Annotated in this window: 23 protein-coding genes; 5 read left to right on the top strand and 18 right to left on the bottom strand. The window is 68.6% G+C overall.

The genetic code is table 11. The features are described 5' to 3' along the window. Positions 1–23: 23 nt before the first annotated feature. The 18 genes from DT074_RS07780 to DT074_RS07700 form a co-directional block, all read right to left on the bottom strand. Positions 24–1,739, bottom strand: a complete 1,716-nt coding sequence (locus tag DT074_RS07780; RefSeq protein ID WP_119419266.1) for an adenylate/guanylate cyclase domain-containing protein — start codon at positions 1,737–1,739, stop codon at positions 24–26. Positions 1,740–1,811: 72 nt separating this feature from the next. Beyond that, positions 1,812–2,879, bottom strand: a complete 1,068-nt coding sequence (locus DT074_RS07775; protein ID WP_368744523.1) for a PA0069 family radical SAM protein — start codon at positions 2,877–2,879, stop codon at positions 1,812–1,814. A gap of 247 nt (positions 2,880–3,126) precedes the next feature. Next, positions 3,127–3,675, bottom strand: coding sequence for a molybdenum cofactor biosynthesis protein B (moaB, locus tag DT074_RS07770; protein WP_119419264.1), 549 nt, complete (start codon positions 3,673–3,675; stop codon positions 3,127–3,129). Continuing rightward, entirely contained in the window at positions 3,662–5,179 is a 1,518-nt protein-coding gene (locus tag DT074_RS07765; protein WP_162914713.1) for a lytic transglycosylase domain-containing protein, read from the bottom strand. Before DT074_RS07765 ends, moaB begins: the two co-directional genes overlap by 14 nt. A 361-nt stretch (positions 5,180–5,540) precedes the next feature. Further along, on the bottom strand, positions 5,541–6,368 hold the full coding sequence (locus DT074_RS07760; protein WP_119419262.1) for a uracil-DNA glycosylase: 828 nt from the start codon (positions 6,366–6,368) through the stop codon (positions 5,541–5,543). A gap of 21 nt (positions 6,369–6,389) precedes the next feature. Then, positions 6,390–8,030, bottom strand: coding sequence for an ABC transporter ATP-binding protein (locus tag DT074_RS28450; protein ID WP_368744522.1), 1,641 nt, complete (start codon positions 8,028–8,030; stop codon positions 6,390–6,392). Beyond that, on the bottom strand, positions 8,027–9,052 hold the full coding sequence (locus DT074_RS28445; protein ID WP_368744521.1) for an ABC transporter permease: 1,026 nt from the start codon (positions 9,050–9,052) through the stop codon (positions 8,027–8,029). The genes DT074_RS28450 and DT074_RS28445 overlap by 4 nt, the downstream gene beginning before the upstream one ends. 5 nt (positions 9,053–9,057) lie before the next feature. Beyond that, positions 9,058–10,161: a microcin C ABC transporter permease YejB gene (locus DT074_RS07750; RefSeq protein ID WP_119419261.1), complete on the bottom strand. Its 1,104-nt coding sequence runs from the start codon at positions 10,159–10,161 to the stop codon at positions 9,058–9,060. Positions 10,162–10,275: 114 nt separating this feature from the next. Further along, positions 10,276–11,400 (bottom strand): DUF1513 domain-containing protein, encoded by a 1,125-nt coding sequence (locus DT074_RS07745; RefSeq protein WP_119419260.1) that lies wholly within the window; start codon positions 11,398–11,400, stop codon positions 10,276–10,278. A 2-nt stretch (positions 11,401–11,402) separates the two neighbouring features. After that, complete coding sequence (locus tag DT074_RS07740; protein WP_119419259.1) at positions 11,403–12,521, bottom strand: imelysin family protein; 1,119 nt, start codon at positions 12,519–12,521, stop codon at positions 11,403–11,405. An 11-nt stretch (positions 12,522–12,532) separates the two neighbouring features. After that, positions 12,533–13,942 carry a di-heme oxidoreductase family protein gene (locus tag DT074_RS07735; RefSeq protein ID WP_438503672.1) on the bottom strand — a complete coding sequence of 470 codons (1,410 nt, stop codon included), beginning with the start codon at positions 13,940–13,942 and terminating at the stop codon, positions 12,533–12,535. A 41-nt stretch (positions 13,943–13,983) separates the two neighbouring features. Next, on the bottom strand, positions 13,984–15,255 hold the full coding sequence (locus DT074_RS07730) for an imelysin family protein (protein WP_119419257.1): 1,272 nt from the start codon (positions 15,253–15,255) through the stop codon (positions 13,984–13,986). Positions 15,256–15,399: 144 nt separating this feature from the next. Further along, complete coding sequence (locus DT074_RS07725) at positions 15,400–16,503, bottom strand: fatty acid desaturase family protein (RefSeq protein WP_119419256.1); 1,104 nt, start codon at positions 16,501–16,503, stop codon at positions 15,400–15,402. Between the two features lie 55 nt (positions 16,504–16,558). Beyond that, positions 16,559–17,449: an aromatic amino acid exporter YddG gene (gene yddG, locus DT074_RS07720; protein WP_162914712.1), complete on the bottom strand. Its 891-nt coding sequence runs from the start codon at positions 17,447–17,449 to the stop codon at positions 16,559–16,561. After that, entirely contained in the window at positions 17,446–17,886 is a 441-nt protein-coding gene (locus DT074_RS07715) for an MmcB family DNA repair protein (protein WP_119419255.1), read from the bottom strand. Before DT074_RS07715 ends, yddG begins: the two co-directional genes overlap by 4 nt. Before the next feature lie 260 nt (positions 17,887–18,146). Further along, on the bottom strand, positions 18,147–19,469 hold the full coding sequence (gene hslU, locus DT074_RS07710) for an ATP-dependent protease ATPase subunit HslU (RefSeq protein ID WP_119419254.1): 1,323 nt from the start codon (positions 19,467–19,469) through the stop codon (positions 18,147–18,149). After that, on the bottom strand, positions 19,466–20,023 hold the full coding sequence (gene hslV / locus DT074_RS07705) for an ATP-dependent protease subunit HslV (RefSeq protein WP_119419253.1): 558 nt from the start codon (positions 20,021–20,023) through the stop codon (positions 19,466–19,468). The genes hslU and hslV overlap by 4 nt, the downstream gene beginning before the upstream one ends. An 82-nt stretch (positions 20,024–20,105) precedes the next feature. After that, entirely contained in the window at positions 20,106–20,657 is a 552-nt protein-coding gene (locus DT074_RS07700) for a hypothetical protein (protein ID WP_119419252.1), read from the bottom strand. Positions 20,658–20,796: 139 nt separating this feature from the next. On the opposite strand from DT074_RS07700, the gene hisB reads away from it, so the two are divergent. From hisB to hisF, 5 genes are read left to right on the top strand one after another with little or no spacing between them, the layout of a single operon-like run. After that, a complete protein-coding gene (gene hisB, locus DT074_RS07695) occupies positions 20,797–21,396 on the top strand; it encodes an imidazoleglycerol-phosphate dehydratase HisB (protein ID WP_119419251.1) in 600 nt (199 codons plus the stop codon). A gap of 3 nt (positions 21,397–21,399) precedes the next feature. Next, entirely contained in the window at positions 21,400–21,795 is a 396-nt protein-coding gene (locus tag DT074_RS07690; RefSeq protein ID WP_119419250.1) for a DUF2628 domain-containing protein, read from the top strand. After that, positions 21,792–22,433 (top strand): imidazole glycerol phosphate synthase subunit HisH, encoded by a 642-nt coding sequence (gene hisH / locus DT074_RS07685; RefSeq protein WP_119419249.1) that lies wholly within the window; start codon positions 21,792–21,794, stop codon positions 22,431–22,433. Before DT074_RS07690 ends, hisH begins: the two co-directional genes overlap by 4 nt. A gap of 25 nt (positions 22,434–22,458) precedes the next feature. After that, positions 22,459–23,184 (top strand): 1-(5-phosphoribosyl)-5-[(5-phosphoribosylamino)methylideneamino]imidazole-4-carboxamide isomerase, encoded by a 726-nt coding sequence (hisA, locus tag DT074_RS07680; RefSeq protein ID WP_119419300.1) that lies wholly within the window; start codon positions 22,459–22,461, stop codon positions 23,182–23,184. 1 nt (position 23,185) lies between these two features. Next, on the top strand, positions 23,186–23,956 hold the full coding sequence (hisF, locus tag DT074_RS07675) for an imidazole glycerol phosphate synthase subunit HisF (RefSeq protein WP_119419248.1): 771 nt from the start codon (positions 23,186–23,188) through the stop codon (positions 23,954–23,956). Positions 23,957–24,024 lie beyond the last annotated feature (68 nt).

Below are 24,024 nucleotides of genomic sequence, written 5' to 3'. Positions count from 1 at the left end.
TTGCGGCAGGGTTTTGGCGAAGCCTACTTCTCGGTCATGCGCCAGACGCCGTCCCAGTCGGCCGGTGGCGGGCTTGCGCGAAGCGCGGCGATGCGCTTGACGAACAACGTCGAGGGACCGTCTTCCGGGGCCGTCTCCAGGCACTTCCGGAACGCCGCCTCCGCCGCGTCGAGGTCGCGGCGGCGGTAGAGCGCCAGCGCCTCGGCGTAGCGGTCGCGCAGCGCGGCGGCGTCCGGGCCGAGCGCGCCCGCCTCCGCCATCACCTCGAAGATGCGCACCGGCTCGGTCTTGCCGGCGACGGTGATAAGGTCGAGCTCGCGCGCTTCGATCGCATTCTGGGCCAGGCGATAGGTGTCCTCGGCGACCACGATGCGGGTGCCGTAGACCTTGTTGATGCCTTCCAGGCGCGAGGCGAGGTTCACCGTGTCGCCGATCACGGTGAAGCTCTTGGCGGTCGGTGCGCCGATGGTGCCGACCACCACCTCGCCGGTGGCAAGCCCCATGCGAACGGTGAATTCGGGGACCTGCCGGCGCAGGCCCAGTATGTCGGGCAGCTCCCGGCGCAATGCCGTCAGCGCCGCCTGCTGGGCGAGCGCGGCGCGGCAGCCATCGGCGGCGTGGTCGTCACCGGGCGAGAAGGGCGGCGCCCAGAACGCCATCACCGAATCACCGATATACTTGTCGATCACGCCGTTATGGTCGCGGATGGTGTCGGTCGCGAGGGTGAAGTAGCGGTTCAGCAGCTTGGCGATGGCGCCGGCGGTCAGCTGCTCGGACAGGCCGCTGAAGCCCTTGATGTCGGAGAAGAACACCGTGACGACCCGGCGCTCCGCGGTATCGAGCGCTTCGCCCGTGGTGCCGATCAGGCCGGCGACGATGCGCGGGTCGATATATTTGCCGAAGGTGTCCTTGATGCGCTCCTTGGCCTTGAGCTCGGCCACCATGTGATTGAAGGCGCGCGTCAGCTGGCCGATCTCGTCGCGCGAGGTGATCGGCAGCAGCTCGCCGAATGTGCCCTGCTCGACCGCCTGCGCGCCGACCACCAGTCGGCGCAGGCCGCCGACCAGCCGCGTCGCCATCACGCCGGCGATGCCGAGACCGAACACCGCGGCGGCGATGAAGACGGCGAGGCTCAGCCGCTCCACGCCGGTCTGCTGGCCGAGCGTCTCGAGCGTGGAGGCCTCGCTGAGCTTGCCGATCTGGCGGCGCACGTCGTCGAGATCGGGCCCGAAGGTGCGCTCGAAACGGGCGAACTCGCCCATCAGCTGCCTGGCAGCGGCAACATCGCCACGCTGGCGCGCCTCCATGACCTTGAGGCCGACCTCCTCGAATGGCGCGGCCTCCCGTCGCAGAACGGAGAAGGCGCCGAGCATGCGGGCGAAGGCCAGCCGGTCGGCGAGGTCGTTGCGCGGGTCGCTGATCGCCCGTTCGATAAGTGCTTCCGCCTGCTCGAAGGACCGGTTGATGCCTGCCACGATCTCCCGTTCGCGTTTCTCCGCCTGCTCGAGCACCGTGGGTGCCGGTTTGTCGTGCCGCAGCAGGCGGTGCAGGTTGAGCTCGTATTCGTAGGTCGCGACATCGAGATCGCCGATCAGCGCCGCTATCGGCAGGTGGTAGTCGGTGATCCCTCCGATCTCCTCGTGCACGTTCTCCTGCAGGCGGAGCGAGACGAACAGCGCCACGCACAGGATGGCGAGCAGCGCGATCGACAGCGCGAGGATCTTCAGGCGGATGGTCATGTCGGCAGCCGGCCCCCCGTGGCTGGCCGAGCATAGCCGGCACGGTCATTAACGTTTGGGAAAAGCGCCGGCTTAGAACAGGCTGAGCTGGCCGCGCACCGGCGGCGGCGGGCGGAACTTGGAGGCGTCGAGGCTGTAGCGCCGCTCGTTCAGGCCGAGCCGCTTGCAGGCGGCCTCGAAGCGCTGGGCGATCAGGGCGGCGATCGGGCCGGTGCCGACCATCCGCGTGCCGAAGCCGGCAACGTAATCGACGCCGCCGCGGGCCTGGCGGATCAGCGAGATCACCTTATCGGCCCGGTTCGGATAGTTCTCGCTCAGCCATTCGCGGAACAGATCCTTGATCTCGAGCGGCAGGCGGAGCAGCAGATAGCCGGCCTCGCCGGCACCGGCCTCCTTCACCGCTTCCAGCACGGCTTCCATCTCGTGATCGTTCAGGCCCGGGATCACCGGCGCGAACAGGCAGCCGACGGGAATGCCGGCCTGGGTCAGCTCGCGGATCGCCTGCAGCCGCTTCGCCGGCGTCGCCGCGCGCGGCTCCATGCTGCGGGCCAGCTCGCGGTCGAGCGTGGTGACGGAGAGATAGACCTTGGCGAGCCCCTGCGCCGCCATCGGCGCCAGGATGTCGATGTCGCGGGTTATCAGCGCGCTCTTGGTGGTGATGCCGACCGGATGGTTGAAGGCGGCGAGCACTTCCAGGACCTGGCGCATGATGCGGTGCTCGCGCTCGATCGGCTGGTAGGGATCGGTATTGGTGCCGATGGCGATCACGCGCGGCTTGTATTTCGGCGCGCGCAGCTCCTTCTCCAGCAGCGCCGCCGCATCCGGCTTCATGAACAGCTTCGCCTCGAAATCGATGCCGGGCGACAGGCCGAGATAGGCATGGGTCGGCCGGGCGAAACAGTAGATGCAGCCGTGCTCGCAGCCGCGATAGGGGTTGATCGAGCGGTCGAAGGGGATGTCGGGCGACTGGTTGCGGGTGATGATGCTGCGTGAAGTGTCGATGCCGACCGAGGTGCGGAGCGGTGCCGGCTCGTCGTCCGGCCCGCCCCAGCCGTCGTCGACGGCGACGCGCGCCTCCTTCTCATACCGTCCCGACGTGTTGGTGACGGCGCCGCGGCCGCGGCGGCCGTCCGGATGCACGAAAGCCTTGGCCGCGCCTTTCGAAACCTGTGCGACGGGCGTCCTGATCCCGGCTGCCGTCCCGAAGACAGGGGCTTCCTCCGCGAACGCGTCCCATCCGTCCGAGACATGGGCTTCGGCCGCGAAGTCGAAGCCGTCAACATCGGCGCTAGCCGGTCGAGCGGAAGAGGCGATCTTGAAGGGTCCCGACATGGGACCCGAAGCTAGTTCAATATTCGGAACAAATCAAGAACATGTCTGACCGGTATCAGCTCGCCTTGCGCCGCTCATGCTCGCGCAGCCGGGGGAACAGCTCGACGAAGTTGCACGGCAGGTAGCGGTAGTCGAGCTGGGTCTTGAGGATGCCTTCCCAGCCGTCCCGGCACGCGGAAGGGGAGCCCGGCAGGGCAAAGAGATAGGTGCCGCGGGCGACACCGGCGGTGCAACGCGACTGCACGGTCGAGGTGCCGATCTTTTCGTAGCTCAGCATGCGAAACAGCTCGCCGAAGCCGGGTATCGCCTTCTCGTAGAGCGACTCGAACGCCTCCGGCGTGACATCGCGCCCGGTCACCCCGGTGCCGCCGGTGGCGATCACCACGTCGATGCCCGGATCGTCGATCCAGGACGAAACCTTGGCCCGGATGCGCTCCACATCGTCGGTCACGATGGCGCGCACCGCCAGCTTGTGGCCCGAGGCGGTAAGCAATTCGATGAGGGTGGCGCCCGACTTGTCGTCCGCCTCGGTGCGGGTGTCGGAGACCGTCAGGACGGCGATGTTGACCGGGATGAAGGGCCGGCTGTCGTCAATCCGAGGCATAGTCGAGGGACCTCGCGCGAGCGGTTCCCTCATCAACGTAGAGAGGCCACTTGCCCCCGGCAAGCTCGTCCAGGCTGCGCAGGTCGCGGCCCATCCGGCTGGCATAGATCCAGTAATTCGCCAGCACGTGCTCGATGAAGCCTCGGGTCTCCGGGAAGGGGACGCTGGCGATGAAGAGCAGCGGATCGTCCTCAATCTTCAGGCTGTCGCGCCAGGTCTTCAGCGTGCCGGGGCCGGCATTGTAGGCGGCCAGCAGATGGACCAAGCTGCCGCGGATAAGGTCGGTCCGCGCGAGATGCGTGACGTAGCGCTGGCCGAGCTCCATGTTCACCCGCGGATCGTCGAGCGAGCCCTTGATCGGCTGGCCGAAGGCCGGGTCGCGGGCGACGAAGGCGGCAGTGTTCGGCATCAGCTGCATCAGGCCGCGGGCGCTGGCCTGCGACTTCGCCGTGGTCTCGAAGCCGCTCTCGCGGCGCATCAGGGCGAAGACGAGGGCCCGGTCCACCACGAAGCCGCCGAGCGGCTCCCAGCGCGGCACCGGGAACAGTGCCGGGGTTGCCTTGGTCGCGGCGATACGGGCGGTGGCCTCGTAGCCGAACCGCATGACCTCGGCTGGCGCATCGACCTGGGCCGCCAGCTCGAGCAGCACGGTGCCGGTGGTCTCGTCCGCCTGGTGGTAGAGCGCACGGATCTCGGCAAGCGCACGCTCCCGCTCGCCGACCTCCGCCAAGGCAATGGCCCGGCGGACGCCCGGCACGCCGAGCACGCGGTCGAACACCGTGTAACGGTCGCCATCGGCCTCGTCGCGCAGGTCGACATCCTGGCCCAGCTGGCGACGTGCGATCAGGCCATAGAAGGTGTGGGGGAACTCGGCGGCCCGGGCGAGCCACTGGTTGACCTTGGCCGGTTTGCCAAGCCGCAGGTTGGTCCGCGAGGCCCAGAGGGCTGCGCTGGCAACATCTTCCGCGGGGGCGCCGGCCAGGCCGGCGACACGCTCGAAGTGCCTGGCGGCGACTGCGAAGCGGCCGGCTCGCCAAGCGGCGATGCCCTCGTCGAAATCATTGGATGCGACCTTCACGGCCGCCTCGGCATAGACGGTGCGGCCGCCGCGCAGATAGGCGGGCAGGGTCGGGCCGGGGGGCGTCGGCGGCGCGGTACGCCCCTGCGGCAGCCGGAGCAATGCCAGCCGGTGGATCTTGTCGGCCCCGACATGGTCGCCGTAATCCTCAACCCACTGGGCCAGTTCGCTGTACGGCGTCAGGTATTTCGGATGCAGATAGCGCTGCGCCAGGACATGGCCCAGCAGCAGCCGGTCGTTCAGCTGCTCGATCTCGTGGTCGGCTTCGGCGAACTTCCCGGCTTCCTGCAGGGCGAAGACGGCGCGATAGCGGTCGATATCGGCAGAGGTCAGGGCGGGAGAAGCTGCAATCCAGGGCGCGCCAATCGTCCCCGGGCGCTCGCCGGTACGGGCCGCGGCGGGCGTGGCGGAGCCGAGGGTCAGCAACCCTCCGAGTATCAAGGCCCCCCCAAGGACAAAAGCAACTGCCAGGCGGGCCGGCCGTGCCGGTCTCGTCTCTCCCCTTTGCATGGTGGGAAGCGTGGCTCAGTCAGCTAGGCCCTGGCAAGCAAAAAATCAGGTCGGCGGCGAATTTCCTGTGGAGATCCCAGTGAAATCCCCGGAAAACAACGACTTAGAGCCTATGGTAAACAGTATCAGGGAATTCTTCCCGTCTCGCGCCAGCAACCTCTTCGGTGATTTCTTTGTGACTTAACACAAAGTTTGCCATGTGTGACATCGAATTCAGAAAAAGTGACATCGAAGATTGTGGAATCAAGAAGAGATATCGTTAAGGCAGAAGTCAAGATCAACTGCCTTCCGGCGGCCAGGCACCCGCCTCGGCAAGGCGCGCACGCACCGCCAGCACGTCTCGCCACGACTCGCGCTTGAGGCCGGGCTGGCGCAGCAGGAAGGCTGGGTGAAAGGACGGCATGAGGGGAACGGTGCCGCCGTCCAGCGGGTAATCGACCCAGCGGCCACGCAGTCGCGTGATGCCCTCCGGCCGGCGGAGCAGAGTCTGCACCGCCGCATTGCCGAGCGCCAGCACCACTTTGGGCCGCGACAGCTCGATCAGGCGCCGCGCGAAGGGCAGGCAGGCCATGATCTCTTCCTGCGACGGAGTGCGATTGCCTGGCGGGCGCCAGTAAATGACGTTGCTGATGAAGACGTTGCGCCGGTCCAGCCCGATTGCGGCCAGCATCCGGTCGAGCAGCTTGCCGCTTTCCCCGACGAAGGGCAGGCCCAGCCGGTCCTCCTCGCGGCCCGGTGCCTCGCCCATGATCAGCAGCGCCGAACCCGGGCGCCCGTCGGCGAATACCGTGCGGCTGGCGGTGTCCTTGAGCGGGCAACCGTCGAAGGCTTCGACTGCCGCCCGCAATTCCTCGATCGTCCGGCATGCCGCGGCGCTGGCCATGGCGCCCTCGGCGGCGCTGCCGGTCGGCGCCAATGCAAGTGCCGAGGCGATGGCGGCCGGCCGGCTGCGCGCAGGCTCCGGCGGGGGAGCCGCGGGAGGCCCGGCGATCTGCGCCAGAGGCGGCGCGGCAAAGCGGTCGATTGGCTGGTCGGCGATGCAGGCATCGGCCCCCGCCTCCAACTGGAAGCGGAGCGCGGCGAGGAGGGCATCGCGATCCGGCATGCACCTGTCTTAACCGCCGGCCTAGCTCCGCACCACCCCGGTCTCGGTGGCCTCGAGCTCGAAGGCGGCGCGCATCAGCGCCCGGGTGTAGTCGGTGGCGGGCCGGTCGAAGATCTGCTCGGCGGGGCCCTGCTCGACCACCTTCCCGTCCTTCATCACGATGACGTCGGTGGCGAGCGCCCGCACGACTCTCAGATCGTGGCTGATGAAGAGATAAGCCAGGCGGTGGCGCTGCTGAAGGTCGCGCAGCAGGTCGACGATCTGCGCCTGCACCGACATGTCGAGCGCGCTGGTCGGCTCGTCCAGCACCACGAAGCGCGGCTTCAGCACCATGGCGCGGGCGATGGCGATGCGCTGGCGCTGGCCGCCGGAGAATTCATGTGGGTAGCGGTCGGCGGTGGCCGGATCGAGGCCGACTTCGGCCAGGGTCTGCTCGATCAGCCGGCGCCGCTCGGCGCGATTGCCGCCCATGTCGTGCACTTTCAGCCCTTCGCCCACGATCTCGGCGACCGGCAGGCGCGGACTCAGGCTCGAATAGGGGTCCTGGAAGACGATCTGCATCTCGCGTCGGCGCGGCCGGAGCTCGCGCCAGGAGCGCCCCTGGATCGAGCCGCCGGCGAACTCGATGCCGCCATCGCTCTTCACCAGGCGGAGCAGCGCGTAGCCGAGCGTCGACTTGCCGGAGCCGCTCTCGCCGACCACGCCGACGGTCTCGCCCTCGCGCACCGCGACGTCGATGCCGTCGACTGCTTTCACATGGCCGACCGTGCGCTTCAGCACGCCGCGCTTGATCGGAAACCAGACCTTCACGTCGCGCCCGGCCATCACGACCGGGCCGCCCGCCGCGGGCGGCGCCTTGCCCGTCGGCTCCGCCTCCAGCAGCCGCCGGGTATAGGGATGCGCCGGCGCGGTAAAGAGCTGCTCGACCGGCGCCGCCTCGACGATATCGCCGCCTTGCATCACGCAGACCTTGTCGGCCATGCGGCGCACGATGTTGAGATCGTGGGTGATCAGCAGCAGCGCCATCTCGAGCTTGTCTCGCAGCTCGCGCAGCAGCTTCAGTATCTGCGCCTGCACGGTGACGTCGAGTGCGGTGGTCGGCTCGTCGGCGATCAGCAGGTCCGGATCGTTGGCCAGCGCCATGGCGATCATCACGCGCTGGCGCTGCCCGCCCGACAGCTGGTGCGGATAGGCATCCAGCCGGTTCTCGGCGTCCTGCAGGCCGACCATGTGCAACAGCTCGAGCGTGCGCGCCCGCGCCGAGCCACGGTCCATCCGCTTGTGCAGCAGCAGCACCTCGTTGACCTGCTTCTCGATCGTGTGCAGCGGGTTCAGCGAAGTCATCGGCTCCTGGAACACCATGGCGATGCGGTCGCCGCGGATATGCTCCAGCACCGTCGGTGGCGCTCCCATCAGCTCCTGTCCGGCAAAGCGGATCGAGCCCGAAGGGTGATATGCCGTCGGATAGGGCAAGAGCTGCATGATGGAGAGCGCGGTGACCGACTTGCCGGATCCGCTCTCGCCGACCAGCGCCAGCGTTTCGCGCCGCCCCAGCTCGAACGACGCACCCTTCACCGCCGCCACATCCCCACCCCGCGTCCGGAACGACACCGATAGATCCTTGACGGAGAGGAGAGGCTCGGTGGTGTCCACGGTGGTCACCGGAAGGTTTTGCGGGGGTCGAAGGCGTCGCGGACGGCTTCGCCGACGAAGACCAGAAGCGAGAGCATGACGGCGATCACGGTGAAGGCGGTGATGCCGAGCCAGGGCGCCTGCAGGTTGGTCTTGCCCTGCTGCAGCAGTTCGCCGAGCGAAGGGGAGCCCGGCGGCAGGCCGAAGCCGAGGAAGTCGAGGCTGGCGAGGGTGGTGAGCGAGCCCGACAGGATGAAGGGCAGGAAGGTCAGGGTCGCCACCATCGCGTTCGGCAGCATGTGGCGCCACATGATGGCGCGGTCTGACACGCCGAGCGCGCGTGCCGCGCGTACGTAGTCCAGGTTGCGGGCGCGCAGGAACTCGGCCCTGACCACGCCGACCAGCGCCGTCCAGCTGAACAGCAGCATCAGCATCAGCAGCCACCAGAAATTCGGCGTGATGATCGCCGCCAGGATGATCAGCAGGTAGAGCTGCGGCAGGCCGCCCCAGATCTCGATCAGGCGCTGGAAGATTAGGTCGACGGCGCCGCCGAAATAGCCCTGCACGGCGCCCGCCATGATGCCGATGATCGAGCTGAGGATGGTGAGCGTGAGGCCGAACAGCACCGAGATGCGGAAGCCGTAGATCAGCCGCGCCACCACGTCGCGGCCCTGGTCGTCGGTGCCGAGCCAGTTCTCCGCCGAGGGCGGCGCCGGCGCCGGCACCGGCAGGTCGAAATTGATCGTCTGGTAGCTGTAGCGGACCAGCGGCCAGAGCATCCAGCCGTGCTTCTCGATCTCGTCCTTGACGAAGGGGTCGCGGTAGACCGCCTCGGTCTCGAACACGCCGTCGAACGTAGTCTCCGGATAGGGCACCACCACCGGGAAATAGAGCTCGCCCTTGTAGGAGACGAGGAGCGGCTTTTCGTTGGCGATGAACTCGGCGAACAGGGCGAGGACGAAGAAAAACAGGAAGATCCACAGCGACCAGAAGCCGCGGCGGTTCCGCTTGAAGTTCTCCCAGCGCCGCTGGTTGATCGGGGAGAGCCGCATGCCGCTCAGGTCGCCCGGCTCTCGAAGTCGATCCGCGGATCGACCAGCACATAGGTCAGGTCGCTGACCAGCTGCATCAGCAGGCCGAGCAGGGTGAACATGTACAGCGTGGCGAAGATCACGTTGTAGTCGCGCTTGATCGCGGCCTCGAAGCCGAGCAGGCCGAGCCCGTCGAGCGAGAAGATCACCTCGATCAGCAGCGCGCCGGTGAAGAAGATGCTGACGAAGGCGCCGGGGAAGCCCGCGATGATGATCAGCATCGCATTGCGGAACACGTGGCCGTAGAGCACGCGGCCCTCCGACAGTCCCTTGGCGCGCGCCGTCACCACGTATTGCTTGCCGATCTCGTCGAGGAAGGAATTCTTGGTCAGCAATGTGAGGGTGGCGAAGCCGCCGATGACGAGCGCGGCGATCGGCAGCGCCATGTGCCAGAAATAGTCGAGCACGAGCTCGATCGGACCCATCTCGCGCCAGTTCGGCGAGATGATGTCGCGCAGCGGGAACCAGGAGAAATAGCTGCCGCCGGCGAACAGCACGATCAGCAGCACGGCGAACAGGAAGCCGGGTATGGCGGCGCCGGCGATGATCACGCCGGAGGTCCAGATGTCGAACCGCGATCCGTCGCGCACCGCCTTGGCGATGCCGAGCGGAATCGAGATGACGTAGATGAGCAGCGTCGTCCACAGACCGAGCGAGATCGAGACCGGCAATTTCTCGATGATCAGCCCGATCACCGAACGGTCGCGGAAATAGCTGTCGCCGAAATCGAACACCAGATAGTCGCCCAGCATCTTGAGGAAGCGCTCATGCGCAGGCCGGTCGAAGCCGAACTGGCGCTCCAGCTGCTTGATGAATTCGGGGTCCAGGCCCTGGGCACCGCGGTAGCGGCTGCCACTGCCATCCACGGGCGCAGGTGCGCCGCCGCCGACCTCGCCGCCGGTACCGCCGCCGAACCGGGCGGTCGCGCCCACGGCGGTGCCCTGCACTTCGGCGATGATCTGCTCGATCGGGCCGCCCGGCGCGAACTGCACGACCACGAAGTTGATCAGCATCACCCCGAGCAAGGTCGGGATCACGAGCAGCAGGCGGCGGATGATGTAGGCCAGCACGGGCTATGCGAGGGTGTGCGGCCGAGGCCGTCGATGGTCCGTCATCCCGCCCACGTTGCATGCCGCGCGGGATTCGCGCAACCGACCTCACGGCTTATTGCGCGCCGGCGAAGCTCAGCCGGTGGCGGGCAGGGTCATCAGGTGGTTGTCCCAGCGGGCCGTCGTTGCAAGCGCAAGCGGCAAGCGGGTGGCGTCGGCCGCGCCCGGCTGGTAGCGGAACATGCCGCCCAAGCCGCTGCCGAGCAGGAAGCCGTCTTCCCCGTCGGCAGCGATACCGCAGCCATCGGCAACGCCGACCTTTCCCAGCACGTGACCAGTCGCCAGGTCCCAGAACACCGCCAGGTTGCCGCGCGGCGAGGCGATGCCGAGCACGGTGCCGGTTGCGTCCATCGCCGCGCTGCCGCAATAGCCGCGCAGGCCCGCCAGCAGGTCCTCCGTCAGCGGCAGAAACGTCATCTCCGGCGCGCCGAGGCGGTGAGTGGCGACCAGCGGCACGGTGCGCATCGACGGACCGGCGAACTGCATGGCGACGGCGACCGTGCCGTCGGGGGCGACGGCGAGATGGCGGGTGCCGAGCTGGTGCAGGGCCGGCGGCAATGTCGCCTTCTGCCGGAGCGCGCCGCTGCCCGCGTCGAGATAGGCGAGCGACGGCTGCATGTCGTGCAGGTTCAGCTGGAATCCCGGCGCGTCGGGATGGGTCAGGATGCCGCCATTGGCGACCACGATCGTCTCGCCGCCGGGCAGCAGCCGCATGTCGTGCGGATCGAGGCCGCCGGACGGGAACTCGCCGACCCGCCGGAAGCCGGCGCCGGCGTCGTACACGCCGATCACGCCGTCGCCGGAAGAGGCGATCGTTTCGCTCGCGTAGAGCACGCGGCCCGAGGGGCCATAGGTGCCGTGCCCGTTGAACCAGCGATCGGTCGCCGCCGCCACTTCGCGCACCATCCGCCCAGCTCGCGGATCGAGAACGGTGATCCGGTCGCCCGGCCGCCGCGAGAAGGCGACCGCCTCGCCGCCGTCGCGGCGGACCGCGAAACCGTGTCCGCGGCCCGGCAGCGGCAGATCGAAGGCGACGTCGCCCGCCGTATCGAAGCCGGTCACGAAGTAGCGGCTGCCGGTATCGGCGCGCGCGCCGATGACGCGCTGCGGTGCCGCCGCGGCGGCGCGCGCCACATGCGGCGCCATGGCGACGCCGAGAAGGCCCAGCAGCGCCTCGCGGCGGTCGATCCGGAAGGTCATCGTCAGTCTCCGTCGAGCGCGTTGAAGCCGAGCGGGATGTCGAGCGCCACCGTCAGCCGCTGCGCGAGCAGAGTCTTCAGCGCCGAGGCTTCGCGGGCGAGCTGGACCAGCTTCGGCCGCTCGGCCGGATCGAGCACCGCCACCTCCAGCGGCTTGCCGATCGAGGCGGCGGTGCCGCGGGTCTGCGCGAAGGCGCGGCGCAGCAAATCGTCCAGCGCCGCGTTGCCGGCGACGTCGCGCACGAAGGCGGAGAAGCCGGCACCGCCGTCCTCGCCGAGATACATCGCTTCCGCCGCCTCGAGGTTGAGCCGCAATGCGGCGAGCGAGCGCCGGCTGCGCCAGGCCTCGGCGAGCTGCGGCCGCGCCGCCTGCAGCGAGGCGCCGAGCGGGCGGGCGAGCTTGTGGTCGGCCACCAGCTCCACCGCGGCATGCAGGCTCTTGAAAAGGTCGAGGGTGACCTCCTTCGGGCCGGCATAGCGGTCGCCGGACTGGCCGGCCTCCGCCATCACTTTGGCCTGCGCTTCGGCGCCCTCAATCCATTCGCGGCGGATGTCGGCGGCCATGCCGGCGAGATTGCCGGCGATGGCGCGGATCGCATCGCAGCGGAAGGCCGCCTCCGCGCCGCCGCCGGTCAGCTTCGCGGCGGCATCCTCTCCATAGAGCAGGCGCTCCAGCGCCGGAAAGCCCTGGCCGGCGACATTGCCGCGCGCGAAGGCCTGGGCGGTGAGCGCACCGGCATCCTTGCCCGCCAGCAACTCGTCGACCTGGCGCGACACGGTGTTGCGCGGGTCCGGCCAGAAGGCGAGACGCATGTTGCGCATGAACAGCTCGATCGGGCCGAACCGGACGTGCTGGACGCCCTGCCAGGCATCGACCGCACGGTCGAAGGCGTCGCGCATGGTGCCGAGCGAGGCGGCGGTCGGCGCCGCGCAGAAGCGCCCGGCTTCCGCCGCCAGCGCCTTCGTCGCCTCGGCCAGCTTGTCCTGGCGGGGCAGGATATGGCCGGTGACCAGCGCTTCGTTCAGACGCCGGTAATCGGCATCGGTCGGCGCCGCGGCCACGGCGCGGGCGCATCCCATGGCGACCAGCACCAGCACGAGGCGCAGCAAGGCGCTTGGCATCGGGGGACTCCTTACAACGAGCGCAGGAAGGCGAGCAGCGCCTCGCGCTCCTTCTTCGGCATCGCGATCACCCGCTGCTTCGCCGCCTCCGCCTCGCCGCCATGCCAAAGGATCGCCTCCAGCGGGTTGCGGGCGCGGCCGTCATGCAGCAGCTGGGTATGGCCACTCACGATCTCGGTCAGGCCGAGGCCCCAGAGCGGCGCCGTGCGCCATTCGCGCCCGTCGGCGGCGCTCTCCGGGCGGTTGTCGGCGAGACCCTCACCCATGTCGTGCAGCAGGAGATCGGTATAGGGCCAGATCTTCTGCGCCGATTGCTCGAGCTCGGCGGAATCGGCGCGCGTGGTGAAGCTCGGATTGTGGCAGGCGGCACAGCCGGCGGCATGGAAGATCCGCTTCCCGGCCAGCACCTCGGGCGCCGCCGCGTTGGGCCGGGCCGGCACCGCCAGGTTGCGGGCATAGAACACGACGAGGTCCAGCATCTGCCTGGTCACCTCGACGCCTTCCTTGGCATCGCGCCCGTCCGGTGCCCTACGGCAATCGGCCTGGGCGGCGCTGCAATCGCCCCAGGCATCCGGGGCGAGGGCGGAGGAGAGGCCCATATCGCCGGCGAAGGCATGCGCCGATTGCGCCGCGACACTGGCCTCGCCGGCCTTCCAGCCGAACCTTCCCAGCATCACCTTGCCGTCGATCTCGCTCCAGACGCGGTTGGGTCGGCCGGAGATGCCGTCGCCGTTGCGATCCTCCGGATCGGCGCGGGCCAGGATGTCGGCGTCCGGGATCGCCTCCAGCAGGCCCATGCCGATCATCGGCGGCGCGACGCGCGGCGACAGCATGGCACCAGGGGCCATCGGCCCGTAATTCAGCTCGGCCGCGCGGTAGCGGGGCTTGCGCAGGCGCACGATCCCGCCGTCGGCCAGGGTCACCGGCAGTTCCTCGTAGGCGATCTCCATCCGCCCTTCGGCCAGCACGCCCTGCACCGAGAAGTTCTGCAGCTGGGTGCCGTAAGTCGGCTCGGGGATCACCGCCGCGCGGAGGCTCGCGAGCAGGGCACGCTCCTCGTCGTTGCGCGCCGGCACCGAGAGGCGCAGGAACATCGACACTGCCGCTTCGCCCGGCGCCGGCGGGCGTCCGCGGCCATCCTTCAGATGGCAGCTCTGGCAGGAGCGCGAGTTGTAGAGCGGGCCCAGCCCGTCGGAGGATTTTGTCGAGGCGGGCGCCGAGACCCAGAGCTTGCGGAAGATGCCGTCGCCGACCTTGAAGTTGATCTGGCGGCTGAAATGCATGTTGGCGGAGAATTGGGAGAACGCGCTGGTATTGCGCGGAGCGTGCGAGGTCGCCGCGCCGCCCGGCTCCGCCTCGCCGGGTTCGGGTTTCGAGAAATCGGGCGGCTCGGCTGCTGCGGCACCCGCCGCGAGCAGCAGTGCCGCCGCGGCCGCGCAGAGGCGTCGGGAGGTGGTCGCGACTATTTGAACACCTTGGCGGGATCGTCGAGGCTGTCGGAGCCTTCGAACTTGATCGCCTTCAGCTTCAGCGCCGCCACCGCGCGTTCCAGGCTGCGGGTCTGCTCGGTCAGGGTGTCGATGGCCGCCTGCACCACGACATTGCCCTCCGGATTCTCCGGCCCGATCATCTGGTCATAGGCCTCCTTGGTCTCCGCCCGCGTCTTGACCGTGCGCATCGCCGCCTCGGTCTTGTCGAGCTTCGCCTGCAGGTCGGCGCCGAGCGCGGCGTCGGTCGCCGCGATCAGCGCGCCGAGGCCGGGGCCGGCGACCTTGCGGCCGTCCAGTCGCGTATAGCTGCCGGCATAGACCGCGCGCATGCCGGCCACGTCGTAGTAGTGCGAGTTGTGCGTGTTGTCGGAGAAGCAGTCATGCTCCTCCTCGGGATCGTGCAGCATCAGGCCGAGCTTCATGCGCTCGCCGGCCAGCTCGCCATAGGCAAGGCTGCCGAGCCCGGTGACCATGGCGCTGATGCCGGCATCCGGTTCGCCGTCCACCAACGGCTGGCGCGCCTCGCCGCCGGCGGCCCAGGCCTTGGCCATCCAGGCGAGATCGTCGACCAGAAGCTGGGTCGCGACCTTCAGATACTGCGCCCGCCGGTCGCAATTGCCGCCGGTGCAGGCGGCCCCTTTGGCGTAGTCGGTCCACGGCCGGTTGCCGGCGCCGGGCCCGGTGCCGTTCAGATCCTGGCCCCAGAGCAGGAACTCGATCGCGTGGTAGCCGGTGGCGACATTCGCCTCGATGCCGCCGGCCTCCTGCAGGGAACGCAGCAGGCGCCAGCTGATCGTGCGGGTGTCGAGCGTCTTGCCGCCGAGCTTGATGGCGGTGTTGGCGATCACGTTGGCGGTGCGCAGCGGGTTCTCCTCCGAGGCGGCGCCGTAGCCCGGATCGACATAGTCGATCAGGCCCTCGTCGAGCGGCCAGGCATTGACCCGGCCCTCCCATGCGTCGACCACGGGATTGGCGAAGCGATAGACCTCGGTCTGCTGATAGGGGATGCGGGCGGCGAGCCAGGCCGTGCGTGCTGCCTTCATCGCGGCCTCGGACGGCGTGGCGACCAGCGCTTCGACGGCGCGCTGCAGCTTGCGCGCCTCGATCAGCGCATCGCCATACATCGCCGCGGCGATATCGGCATAGGTGACCAGAATGGCGCGCCGGTCTGGGGCAGTCTGCGCAGCGGCGCTGCCTGCCACCACGGCGCCGGCAATGCTCAGTGCAAGAATCAGTTTCCTCATGGCGCGCGGTTCCCCCGTCCGTCGTCGATCGGCCGCCGCGCGCTCGCCCGAGGGCCGTCACTGGGTGGGGAGGGACCTACCTCAAATGCAATAGAGTTGCAATTGCAACATGAGCCGGCGCGGCGATCTGCCGCTTTGGGACGGTCAAGCGGCCTTGGCGCGGGCCTGCCAGCGGGCGATCGCGGTCCGGTCGTGGCCGCGGCCAGCCTCGCGCCAGAGCCGCCGCAGCAGCCACCAGAGCGAGGGATAGATGGTGTCGCGATAGCCGAACTCGGCCGGCAGATCGGCCAGGAAACGGCAATGCGCCACAGGCAGCGCGTGATAGGGCATGGTCGGGAACAGGTGATGGATCGCGTGGTAGCGCAGCCCGAGCGGGAACAGCAGCTCGGTCAAGGCATTGCCCTCGATGGTGACCGAGTCCTTGAACTGCGCCGCATGGCTGATCGGCAGGCCCAGGCTGTCGAAGCGGTGGCCGCCCAGATTGCGCAGCCAGTTGAGCCCGATGCCGAGCACGGCGAGCACGTAGACCTTGGCCAGCGCCTCGAGCGGCAGGTAGCCGGTGGCGAAGCCGATCGCCAGCGCGATGTAGAGCGCCGAGGTCGCAGCCTCCGCCAGCAGGAAGACGCGCGGCGGCACCAGGCGCCCGGGCTCCTTCCGGTAGTACGGATTGCTCACATAGCTCGACGCCCGCTCGGCGACGAAGCGGCGCAGCGGCGGGATGAAGAGCGAGAGCGGCGCCAGCACGACGAAACGCACGATCGCCAGGATCGGGATGATCAGCGGCTGGATCGCATAGGCCAGCAGGTGCCGGCGCGAGGAATGGGTGAAGGGCAGGTATTCGCCGTCCTGCGGCGTGCCATAATCGGTCTTCGAATGGTGGTCGGCATGGTTGGCGTAGAACGAGGAAGGCGTCCCCATCGGCACGCCGATCAGCACGTTCCAGGCCAGCACGAAGCCGGGCAGCGTGCCTTTCCGCAGGTGCACGATCTCATGGATGTAGGTGCCGGTGCGGAACAGGGCGAAGGCGGCCACCACCAGCGCGGCCAGCTGCAGAGCCGAGAAGTTCTCGGCGCTCAAGTAGATCGCCGCCGCGGCATAGCCGAGCGCCGTGGTGAGCAGGAAATCCGGCCAGTAGATCCAGGGATTGGGCGTGAACAGGTCGTTCACCAGCGCCCGCGCGGTGGCGACGGAAAAGGCGTTGGCGGGCTGATGCTCGGCGGCGTCGGGAGACAGCGTGATCGTGCTCATGGGCGGTAGCCGATCATATAGCGCGACGGGCGGACGCGACCAAGGCGTCGCGCTGTCACGCCGGCTCCGGCGCCGCCACCCGGCGGCGGTACAAGCCGCCGGCGCCCAGTGCGCCGCCGCCGACGATCAGGGCGGTCGCCGCGGCCAAGGTCGGGCTCGTCTCGGCGCGGCCGAAGGCGACCAGCAGGCCGGTCGATAGCAGCGGGGTCAGGTAGGCAAGCGCCCCGAGCGCCTTGATGTCGCCCCGCTTGACCCCGTGGTCCCACAGGAAGAAGGCGGCGCCGACCGGGCCGAGGCCGAGCGCGACGACGGTTGCCCATGTTGCTGCATCGGCCGGCCAGCCGGCGGGCTCCAGGACCAGGTGGCAGGTGAAGGCGAGGATGGCGGTCGCGCCGCAGAAGCCGCCGATGGCATCGGAGGGGATTTCGGCATAGACGCGGCTCCTGACCGAATAGGCGGCCCAGGTGGCGGCGCAGCCGAGCGCCGCCACATAGCCGGCCGCGTGTTCGGCGCGCAGCCGGATCTCCCCGCCGGTCACGATCAGCACGGTGCCGGCGAGCCCGAGGCCGGCACCGGCCAGGTGGAACCAGCGCAGCCGCTCGCCCGGCAGCAGCGCCGAGAACAGCACGATCAGCAGCGGCCAGAGATAGTTGATCAGGTTGGCCTCGACCGGCGGGGCGAGGCGGAGCGCCAGGAAATAGAGGAAGTGGTAACCGAACAGCCCGCCGATGCCGACCAGCCAGACCTGGAGCGGCAGGCGCAGGCGGTTGAGCGGGTTCTGTCCCCGCGCGGCCCAGAGCCCGAGCGCGATCAGGAAGGCGACCCCGAAGGTGACGCCGGTCAGCAGGAAGGGCGGCACCGCCCGTGCGCCCGTCGTGAGCAGCGCGAGGCTCGACCACAGCAGGATCGCGGCCATGCCGATGGCGGTGGCGAGGGTTCGGCTCACGGCTCGAAGCCCTCAGGATCTTCCAATCGGGCCAGGCGGTTGGCGGCCTTGGCGGCGAAGCGGAGGAGGAGCGAGCGGCGCCGCGCCGCCGCGAGCAGGGCACTGCCCGGCGCCGGGCGCAACACTTCGGCGCCATAGGCGTCGGCCACGATCAACCCCGGCTCCGCTGGCAGCGCCTCGCGCGGGAAGTCGACGGTGACGGCGAAATAGAACCGGTCGCACCAATCGAGATAGTCCTGCCATTTCTGATCGGTGCGGAAGTCGATCAGGCAGCTCTTGATCTCGATGATGGAGATGCCGCCCTTGTCGTCGACGGCGAAGACATCGGCCCGACGGCCGTCCGGCAACGAGAATTCGGCCAATGTCGCATGGCCTAGGGCTCGGAAATGCCGGCCGATTCCGCGGCAGATCTGGGGTGCGATGTCGGCGACACTCACACTTCGACACCAATTGTGATCAACAACTCAGCCTCTGTGTGACGGCCGCCATCGTTTTGTCAATGCTTCGCCGCATATGGTGTCCACATCGATGCTGCCAGTTAGTTCGACAAGGTTAGTGTCATGTTTCGCTCACACACCCGCCGCAAGCTGAACGACGCCCTGATCATCGTCGGTCTGATCCTGACCACCGCCGTCAGCGCGCTTGCCGCCACTGCAATGATGTAGGTCGGCTCCCGGGGTCGCGGCTCGCCGCGGCCCTAGAGGATGAACCGGCTCAAGTCCGCGTTTTTGGCCAGGTCGCCGACATGGGCGACCACGTAGGCGGCATCCACTGTCACCGAACTTCCCGAACGGTCCGCGGCGTCGAAGGAGATGTCCTCCAGCACGCGCTCCATGATCGTGTGCAGCCGCCGGGCGCCGATATTCTCCACCCCTGAATTGACGTCGCTCGCCAGACCGGCGATGGCGTCGACCGCGTCGTCGGTGAAGGTGAGCTCGACCTTCTCGGTCGCCAGCAGGGCGACGTACTGCTTGACCAGGCTCGCTTCCGGCTCGGTCAGGATGCGCTTGAAATCCTCCTTGCCGAGCGGCTTCAGCTCGACCCGGATTGGCAGCCGGCCTTGCAGCTCCGGCAGCAGGTCGGACGGCTTGGCGATATGGAACGCGCCCGAGGCGATGAACAGAATGTGGTCGGTCTTGATCGCCCCGTGCTTGGTGGCGACCGAGGTGCCTTCGATCAGCGGCAGCAGATCGCGCTGAACACCTTCGCGGCTGACATCGGCGCTGCCCCGCATTTCGGACCGGCCGCAGATCTTGTCGATCTCGTCCAGGAAGACGATGCCGTTCTCCTCGGTGACCTGCTTGGCTTCCTTCAGCACCGCCTCGGAATCGAGCAGCTTGTCGCTCTCCTCCTGCAGCAGCAGGCGGGCGGCGTCCTGGACATGCATCTTGCGCGGCTTGGTGCGGCCGCCGCCCAGCGCCTTGCCCAGCATCTCGTTGAGATTGATCATGCCCATCTGGGCGCCCGGCATGCCGGGGATCTCGAAAGTGGGCATTCCGCCGCCCGATTCCTGCACCTGCACCTCGACCTCCTTCTGGTCGAGATTGCCCTCGCGCAGCATCTTGCGGAACTTCTGGCGCGTGTCGGGCGAGGCATTCTCGCCGACCAGTGCGTCCAGGATGCGCTCCTCGGCGGCGAGCTCGGCGCGGGCATTGACCTCCTTGCGCTTCCGCTCGCGCACCATGGCGATGGCGACTTCCAGCAGGTCGCGCACGATCTGCTCGACATCGCGGCCGACATAGCCGACCTCGGTGAACTTGGTCGCCTCGACCTTGAGGAAAGGCGCGTCCGCCAGCTTGGCCAGGCGGCGCGAGATCTCGGTCTTGCCGACACCGGTCGGGCCGATCATCAGGATGTTCTTCGGCAGCACCTCGTCGCGCAGGCTGTCGGGCAGCTGCTGGCGGCGCCAGCGGTTGCGCAACGCCACCGCGACGGCGCGCTTGGCGTCGTGCTGGCCGACAATGAAGCGATCGAGCTCGGAAACGATCTCGCGCGGGCTGAAGCTCATCGCTGTGCTCATGACGTGGCCAGCTTCTCCAGGACCAGGTTCTCGTTGGTGTAGATGCAGATGTCGGCGGCGATCTTCATGGCGCGCCGGGCGATCGCCTCGGCATCCATGTCGTCGCGGTCGACCAGCGCACGTGCGGCTGACAGCGCGAAGGAGCCGCCGGAGCCGATGCCGATCAGCCCGTCCTCCGGCTCCAGCACGTCGCCGGTGCCGGTCAGGATCAGGCTGGTCTGCGCGTCCGCCACTGCCATCATGGCTTCGAGCCGGCGCAGGTAGCGGTCGGTCCGCCAGTCCTTGGCCAGCTCGACGCAGGCGCGGGCGAGCTGGTTCGGATGCCGCTCGAGCTTCGCCTCCAGGCGCTCGAACAGGGTCAAGGCATCGGCCGTGGCGCCGGCGAAGCCCGCCACCACGCTGCCATTGCCGAGCCGGCGCACCTTCTTGGCCGAGGACTTCACCACCGTGTTGCCGAGCGTCACCTGCCCATCGCCGGCCACCACGACATGCGGTCCTTTGCGCACCGAAAGAATGGTCGTGCCGTACCAGCGGCCGGGATCGTGATCTGTCATGAGGGGGTAGGGCTCGTCCTTCGCGGCGGAAGAACGGATGTAGGCCCTCGCCCTCGCCGGTTCAAGGCGGGGCCTGCCCTGGCTAGTGCTTGTTCCGCCGGCTCTGGTAGCGGGCGCGGGACAGCTCGATCAGTCCGGGGGCGCGCTTGGTGATCTCCTCGACGATGGTGCGGGCCTGGTCGAGATGGGCCCGCGTATCGGGGCGGATGATATCGGCATATTCCGGTCGGTCGGCCATCTCGCGCCGCTCGAGCAGGTGGCCGAGCTCCTCCTCGAACAGCTCGCGGCTGCCGAGCGGCAGGGTTTCGGATTCGGCGAGCGACAGGAAGATCTTGAGCGAGGCGTCGATCTCGGCCAGCAGCAGGTCGCCGATGGCGCGGTGGAACCGCTGGTGCACGTCGGTGTCGGCCTTGGGCCCGATCTCGTCCAGCCGGTCGGTGATCAGGGCAGTGACGCCGGCGATCGAATTCAGGGCCTCGCGATAGCGCTGATACGATTGGAAGGCGCCTGCGGCCAGATCGGCGGCGGCGCTGGCGGTCAAGGCCTTGGCGGTCTCGATCTGCTGCTGCAGCGAAACCAGGAAGCCCTCGGCCTCGCGATGGATCTTGTGGGCAGCGCGCTTTGGAAGAGCCATGGCCAAAGAAGGAAAGCATTAAGCACTGTTGCACGCGACGGTAGCAGCCCAGGCTTGACGGTCCGTTAAGGCCCCGTTGCTGGTAAGGCCCTGGTCTTCCTGCTATAGGCCGGCCGTTCTTTGATGATCGGAGGGCGCCATGCGGCGCGGCAGTGTGGAGCGGCGCACCAAGGAGACCGAGGTGCGCGTCGTGGTCGATCTGGACGGCACCGGGACCTACAAGGTCGCGACCGGGATCGGCTTCCTCGACCACATGCTGGAACAGCTCTCGCGCCATTCGCTGATGGACATCGAGGTCCAGGCGAAGGGCGACCTGCACATCGATTTCCACCACACGACCGAGGATACTGGCATCGCCCTCGGCGAGGCGGTGAGCAAGGCGCTGGGCGACCGCAAGGGCATCGTGCGCTATGGCTCTGCAATCATCCCGATGGACGAGACCTGCACCCGCGTCTCGCTCGACGCCTCCAACCGGCCGTATCTGATCTGGAAGGTGGCGTTTTCCAAGCCGAAGCTCGGCGACATGGATACCGAGCTGTTCAAGGAGTGGTTCCAGGCCTTCGCCCAGGCCGCCGGGCTCACGCTGCATGTCGAGAACCTCTACGGCGAAAACAACCACCACATCGTCGAGAGCTGCTTCAAGGGGCTCGCGCGCTCGCTGCGCCAGGCCTTCGAGATCGATCCCCGGCAGTCGAACCAGGTGCCCTCGACCAAGGGCGTGCTGGGCGGCTCGCTCTAGGCGATGCGCACCTACACCGTGCAGGTGCGGCCCGGCGGGCCGCCGGACGACCCCGATTTGGTGCTGGTCAAGGAAGGCTTCTCCTGGCCGGCCTTGATACTCGGGCCGATCTGGTTCGCCTGGATGCGGGTTTGGCGCTGGCTGATCGCCTATCTCGCGGTGCTGGCGGCGGCGAGCCTCGGCCTCGGGCTGCTGGAGGCCGCGGAATCGCTCGGCAGCGTTGTCGGCGTGGCCGTCGCCGTGCTGTTCGCGGCGCAGGCGAACGACGCCCGCCGTGCGGCGTTGGCGCGGCGCGGCTATCGCTTTGCCGGCCTGGCGCGGGCGCCGCGGCTCGCCGAGGCGGAACGCCGCGCGCTGGATCGCTGGCCGCCGCGCCTGCTGGTCGAAGGCGTGCCGTGAGGATCGCCGTGGTCGATTACGGCGCCGGCAACATCCGCTCTGCCGTGCGCGCCTTCGAGCACGTCGCCGGCCAAATCGGCATCGCCGCCGAGGTCGAGGTGGTGACGACGCCGGAGGCGATCCTCGCCGCCGACCGCATCGTGCTGCCGGGCGACGGCGCCTTCGCCGATTGCATCGGCGCGTTGCGCTCGCGCACCGCGATGGAGGCGGCGCTGGAGGAGGCGGTACGCCGGCGCGCCCGGCCGTTCTTCGGCATCTGCGTCGGCATGCAGCTGCTGGCGACGCGCGGGCTCGAATACGGCGAGCATGCCGGCCTCGGCTGGGTGGCGGGCGATGTCGAGCGCATCGTGCCTTCGGACCCGCGCCTCAAGGTGCCGCATATGGGCTGGAACGAGCTCATGCTCACCCATCCGCACCCGGTGACCGACGGGCTGGCCGCCGGCGCGCATGCCTATTTTATCCACTCCTACCACCTGGTGCCGAAAGCGCATGACGCCGTGCTGGCCGAAGCCGATCACGGCGGACCGATCGTCGCGGTGGTGGCGGAAGGCAACGTGGTCGGCACCCAGTTCCATCCGGAGAAGAGCCAGTCGACCGGCCTTCGCATGATCGCCAACTTCCTGCGCTGGACGCCTTGAGATGGCCCAGATCCCCGGCAAGGCCCTGATCCTGTATCCCGCCATCGACTTGAAGGAGGGCCGCTGCGTCAGGCTCGAGCGCGGCGAGATGGCGCGGGCAACCGTATTCAACGACGACCCGGCGGCGCAGGCGCGGGATTTCGCCGGTGCGGGCTGCGCCTGGATCCATGTGGTCGATCTGGACGGCGCCTTCGCCGGCAAGCCGATGAATGCCGCCGCGGTGCGGGCGATCCGCGCTGCCGTGGGCCTCAAGGTGCAGCTCGGCGGCGGTATCCGCGACCGCGCGACGATCGACGGCTGGCTCGAGGCCGGCGTCACCCGCGTGGTGCTGGGCACCGCCGCGGTGCGCGATCCGGCGCTGGTGAAAGAAGCGGCCAGGGCGCATCCGGGCCGCGTCGCCGTCGGCATCGACGCCAAGGGCGGCAAGGTTGCGGTGCAAGGCTGGGCGGAGACGACGGAGCTCACCACGGCGGAGCTCGGCAAGCGCTTCGAGGATGCCGGCGTCGCCGCGCTGATCCACACCGACGTGGATCGCGACGGCCTGCTGCAGGGCGTGAATGTCGAGGCGACGGCGGCGCTGGCGCGCGCGGTCAGGCTGCCGGTGATCGCCTCCGGCGGTGTCGCCTCGCTGGACGACCTGGTGCAGCTCAAGGCGGTGGCGAGCGCCGGCATCGAAGGCGTCATCGTCGGCCGCGCCATCTATGACGGCCGCGTCGATCCCGCCGCCGCCCTGAAACTGCTGGCGGCGTGACATGCTGAAGGTCCGCGTCATCCCCTGCCTCGACGTCAATGCCGGCCGCGTGGTCAAGGGCGTGCGCTTCCTCGACCTGGTCGATGCCGGCGATCCGGTCGAGCAAGCCAAGGTCTACGACAAGCAGGGGGCTGACGAGCTCTGCTTCCTCGACATCACGGCGAGCCACGAGAAGCGCGACATCATCCTCGACGTGGTGGCGAAGACGGCGGAAGCCTGCTTCATGCCCTTCACCGTCGGCGGCGGCGTCCGTGCGGTGGAGGATGTGCGCCGCCTGCTGCTGGCCGGCGCCGACAAGGTCTCGATCAACACCGCGGCGGTGCAGACTCCGGACGTGGTCCGACAGGCTGCGGAGCGCTTCGGTGCGCAATGCATCGTGGTGGCGATCGATGCCAAACAGGTCGCGCCCGGCCGCTTCGAGGTCTTCACCCATGGCGGTCGCAAGGCGACCGGGCTCGACGCGGTCGCGTGGGCGAAGCGCATGGCGGCGACCGGGGCGGGCGAGATCCTGCTCACCTCGATGGACCGCGACGGCACGCGCGAGGGCTTCGATCTGGCGCTGACCCGCGCGGTTTCCGACGCCGTGCCGGTGCCGGTGATCGCCTCGGGTGGGGTCGGCACGCTCGACCATCTCGCCGACGGCATCGCCGAAGGGCATGCGAGCGCCGTGCTCGCCGCCTCGATCTTCCATTTCGGCGAGGCGACGGTGGCGCAGGCGAAACAGGTCCTGTCCGCGCGCGGCATCCCGGTGCGGCCGATCGACCGGATCTGACGCAATTCGACACATTGTCACAAATCTCGTCGCGATCACGCCGCGCTTCCGCCTCAATGCGCGAGCGC

Origin of the sequence: Desertibaculum subflavum (genome assembly GCA_003576705.1) — a bacterium.
GTDB lineage: Bacteria > Pseudomonadota > Alphaproteobacteria > Ferrovibrionales > Ferrovibrionaceae > Desertibaculum > Desertibaculum subflavum.
Note: the sequence above shows the minus strand (reverse complement) of the source record. Positions and strands in the feature narration are given on the sequence as shown.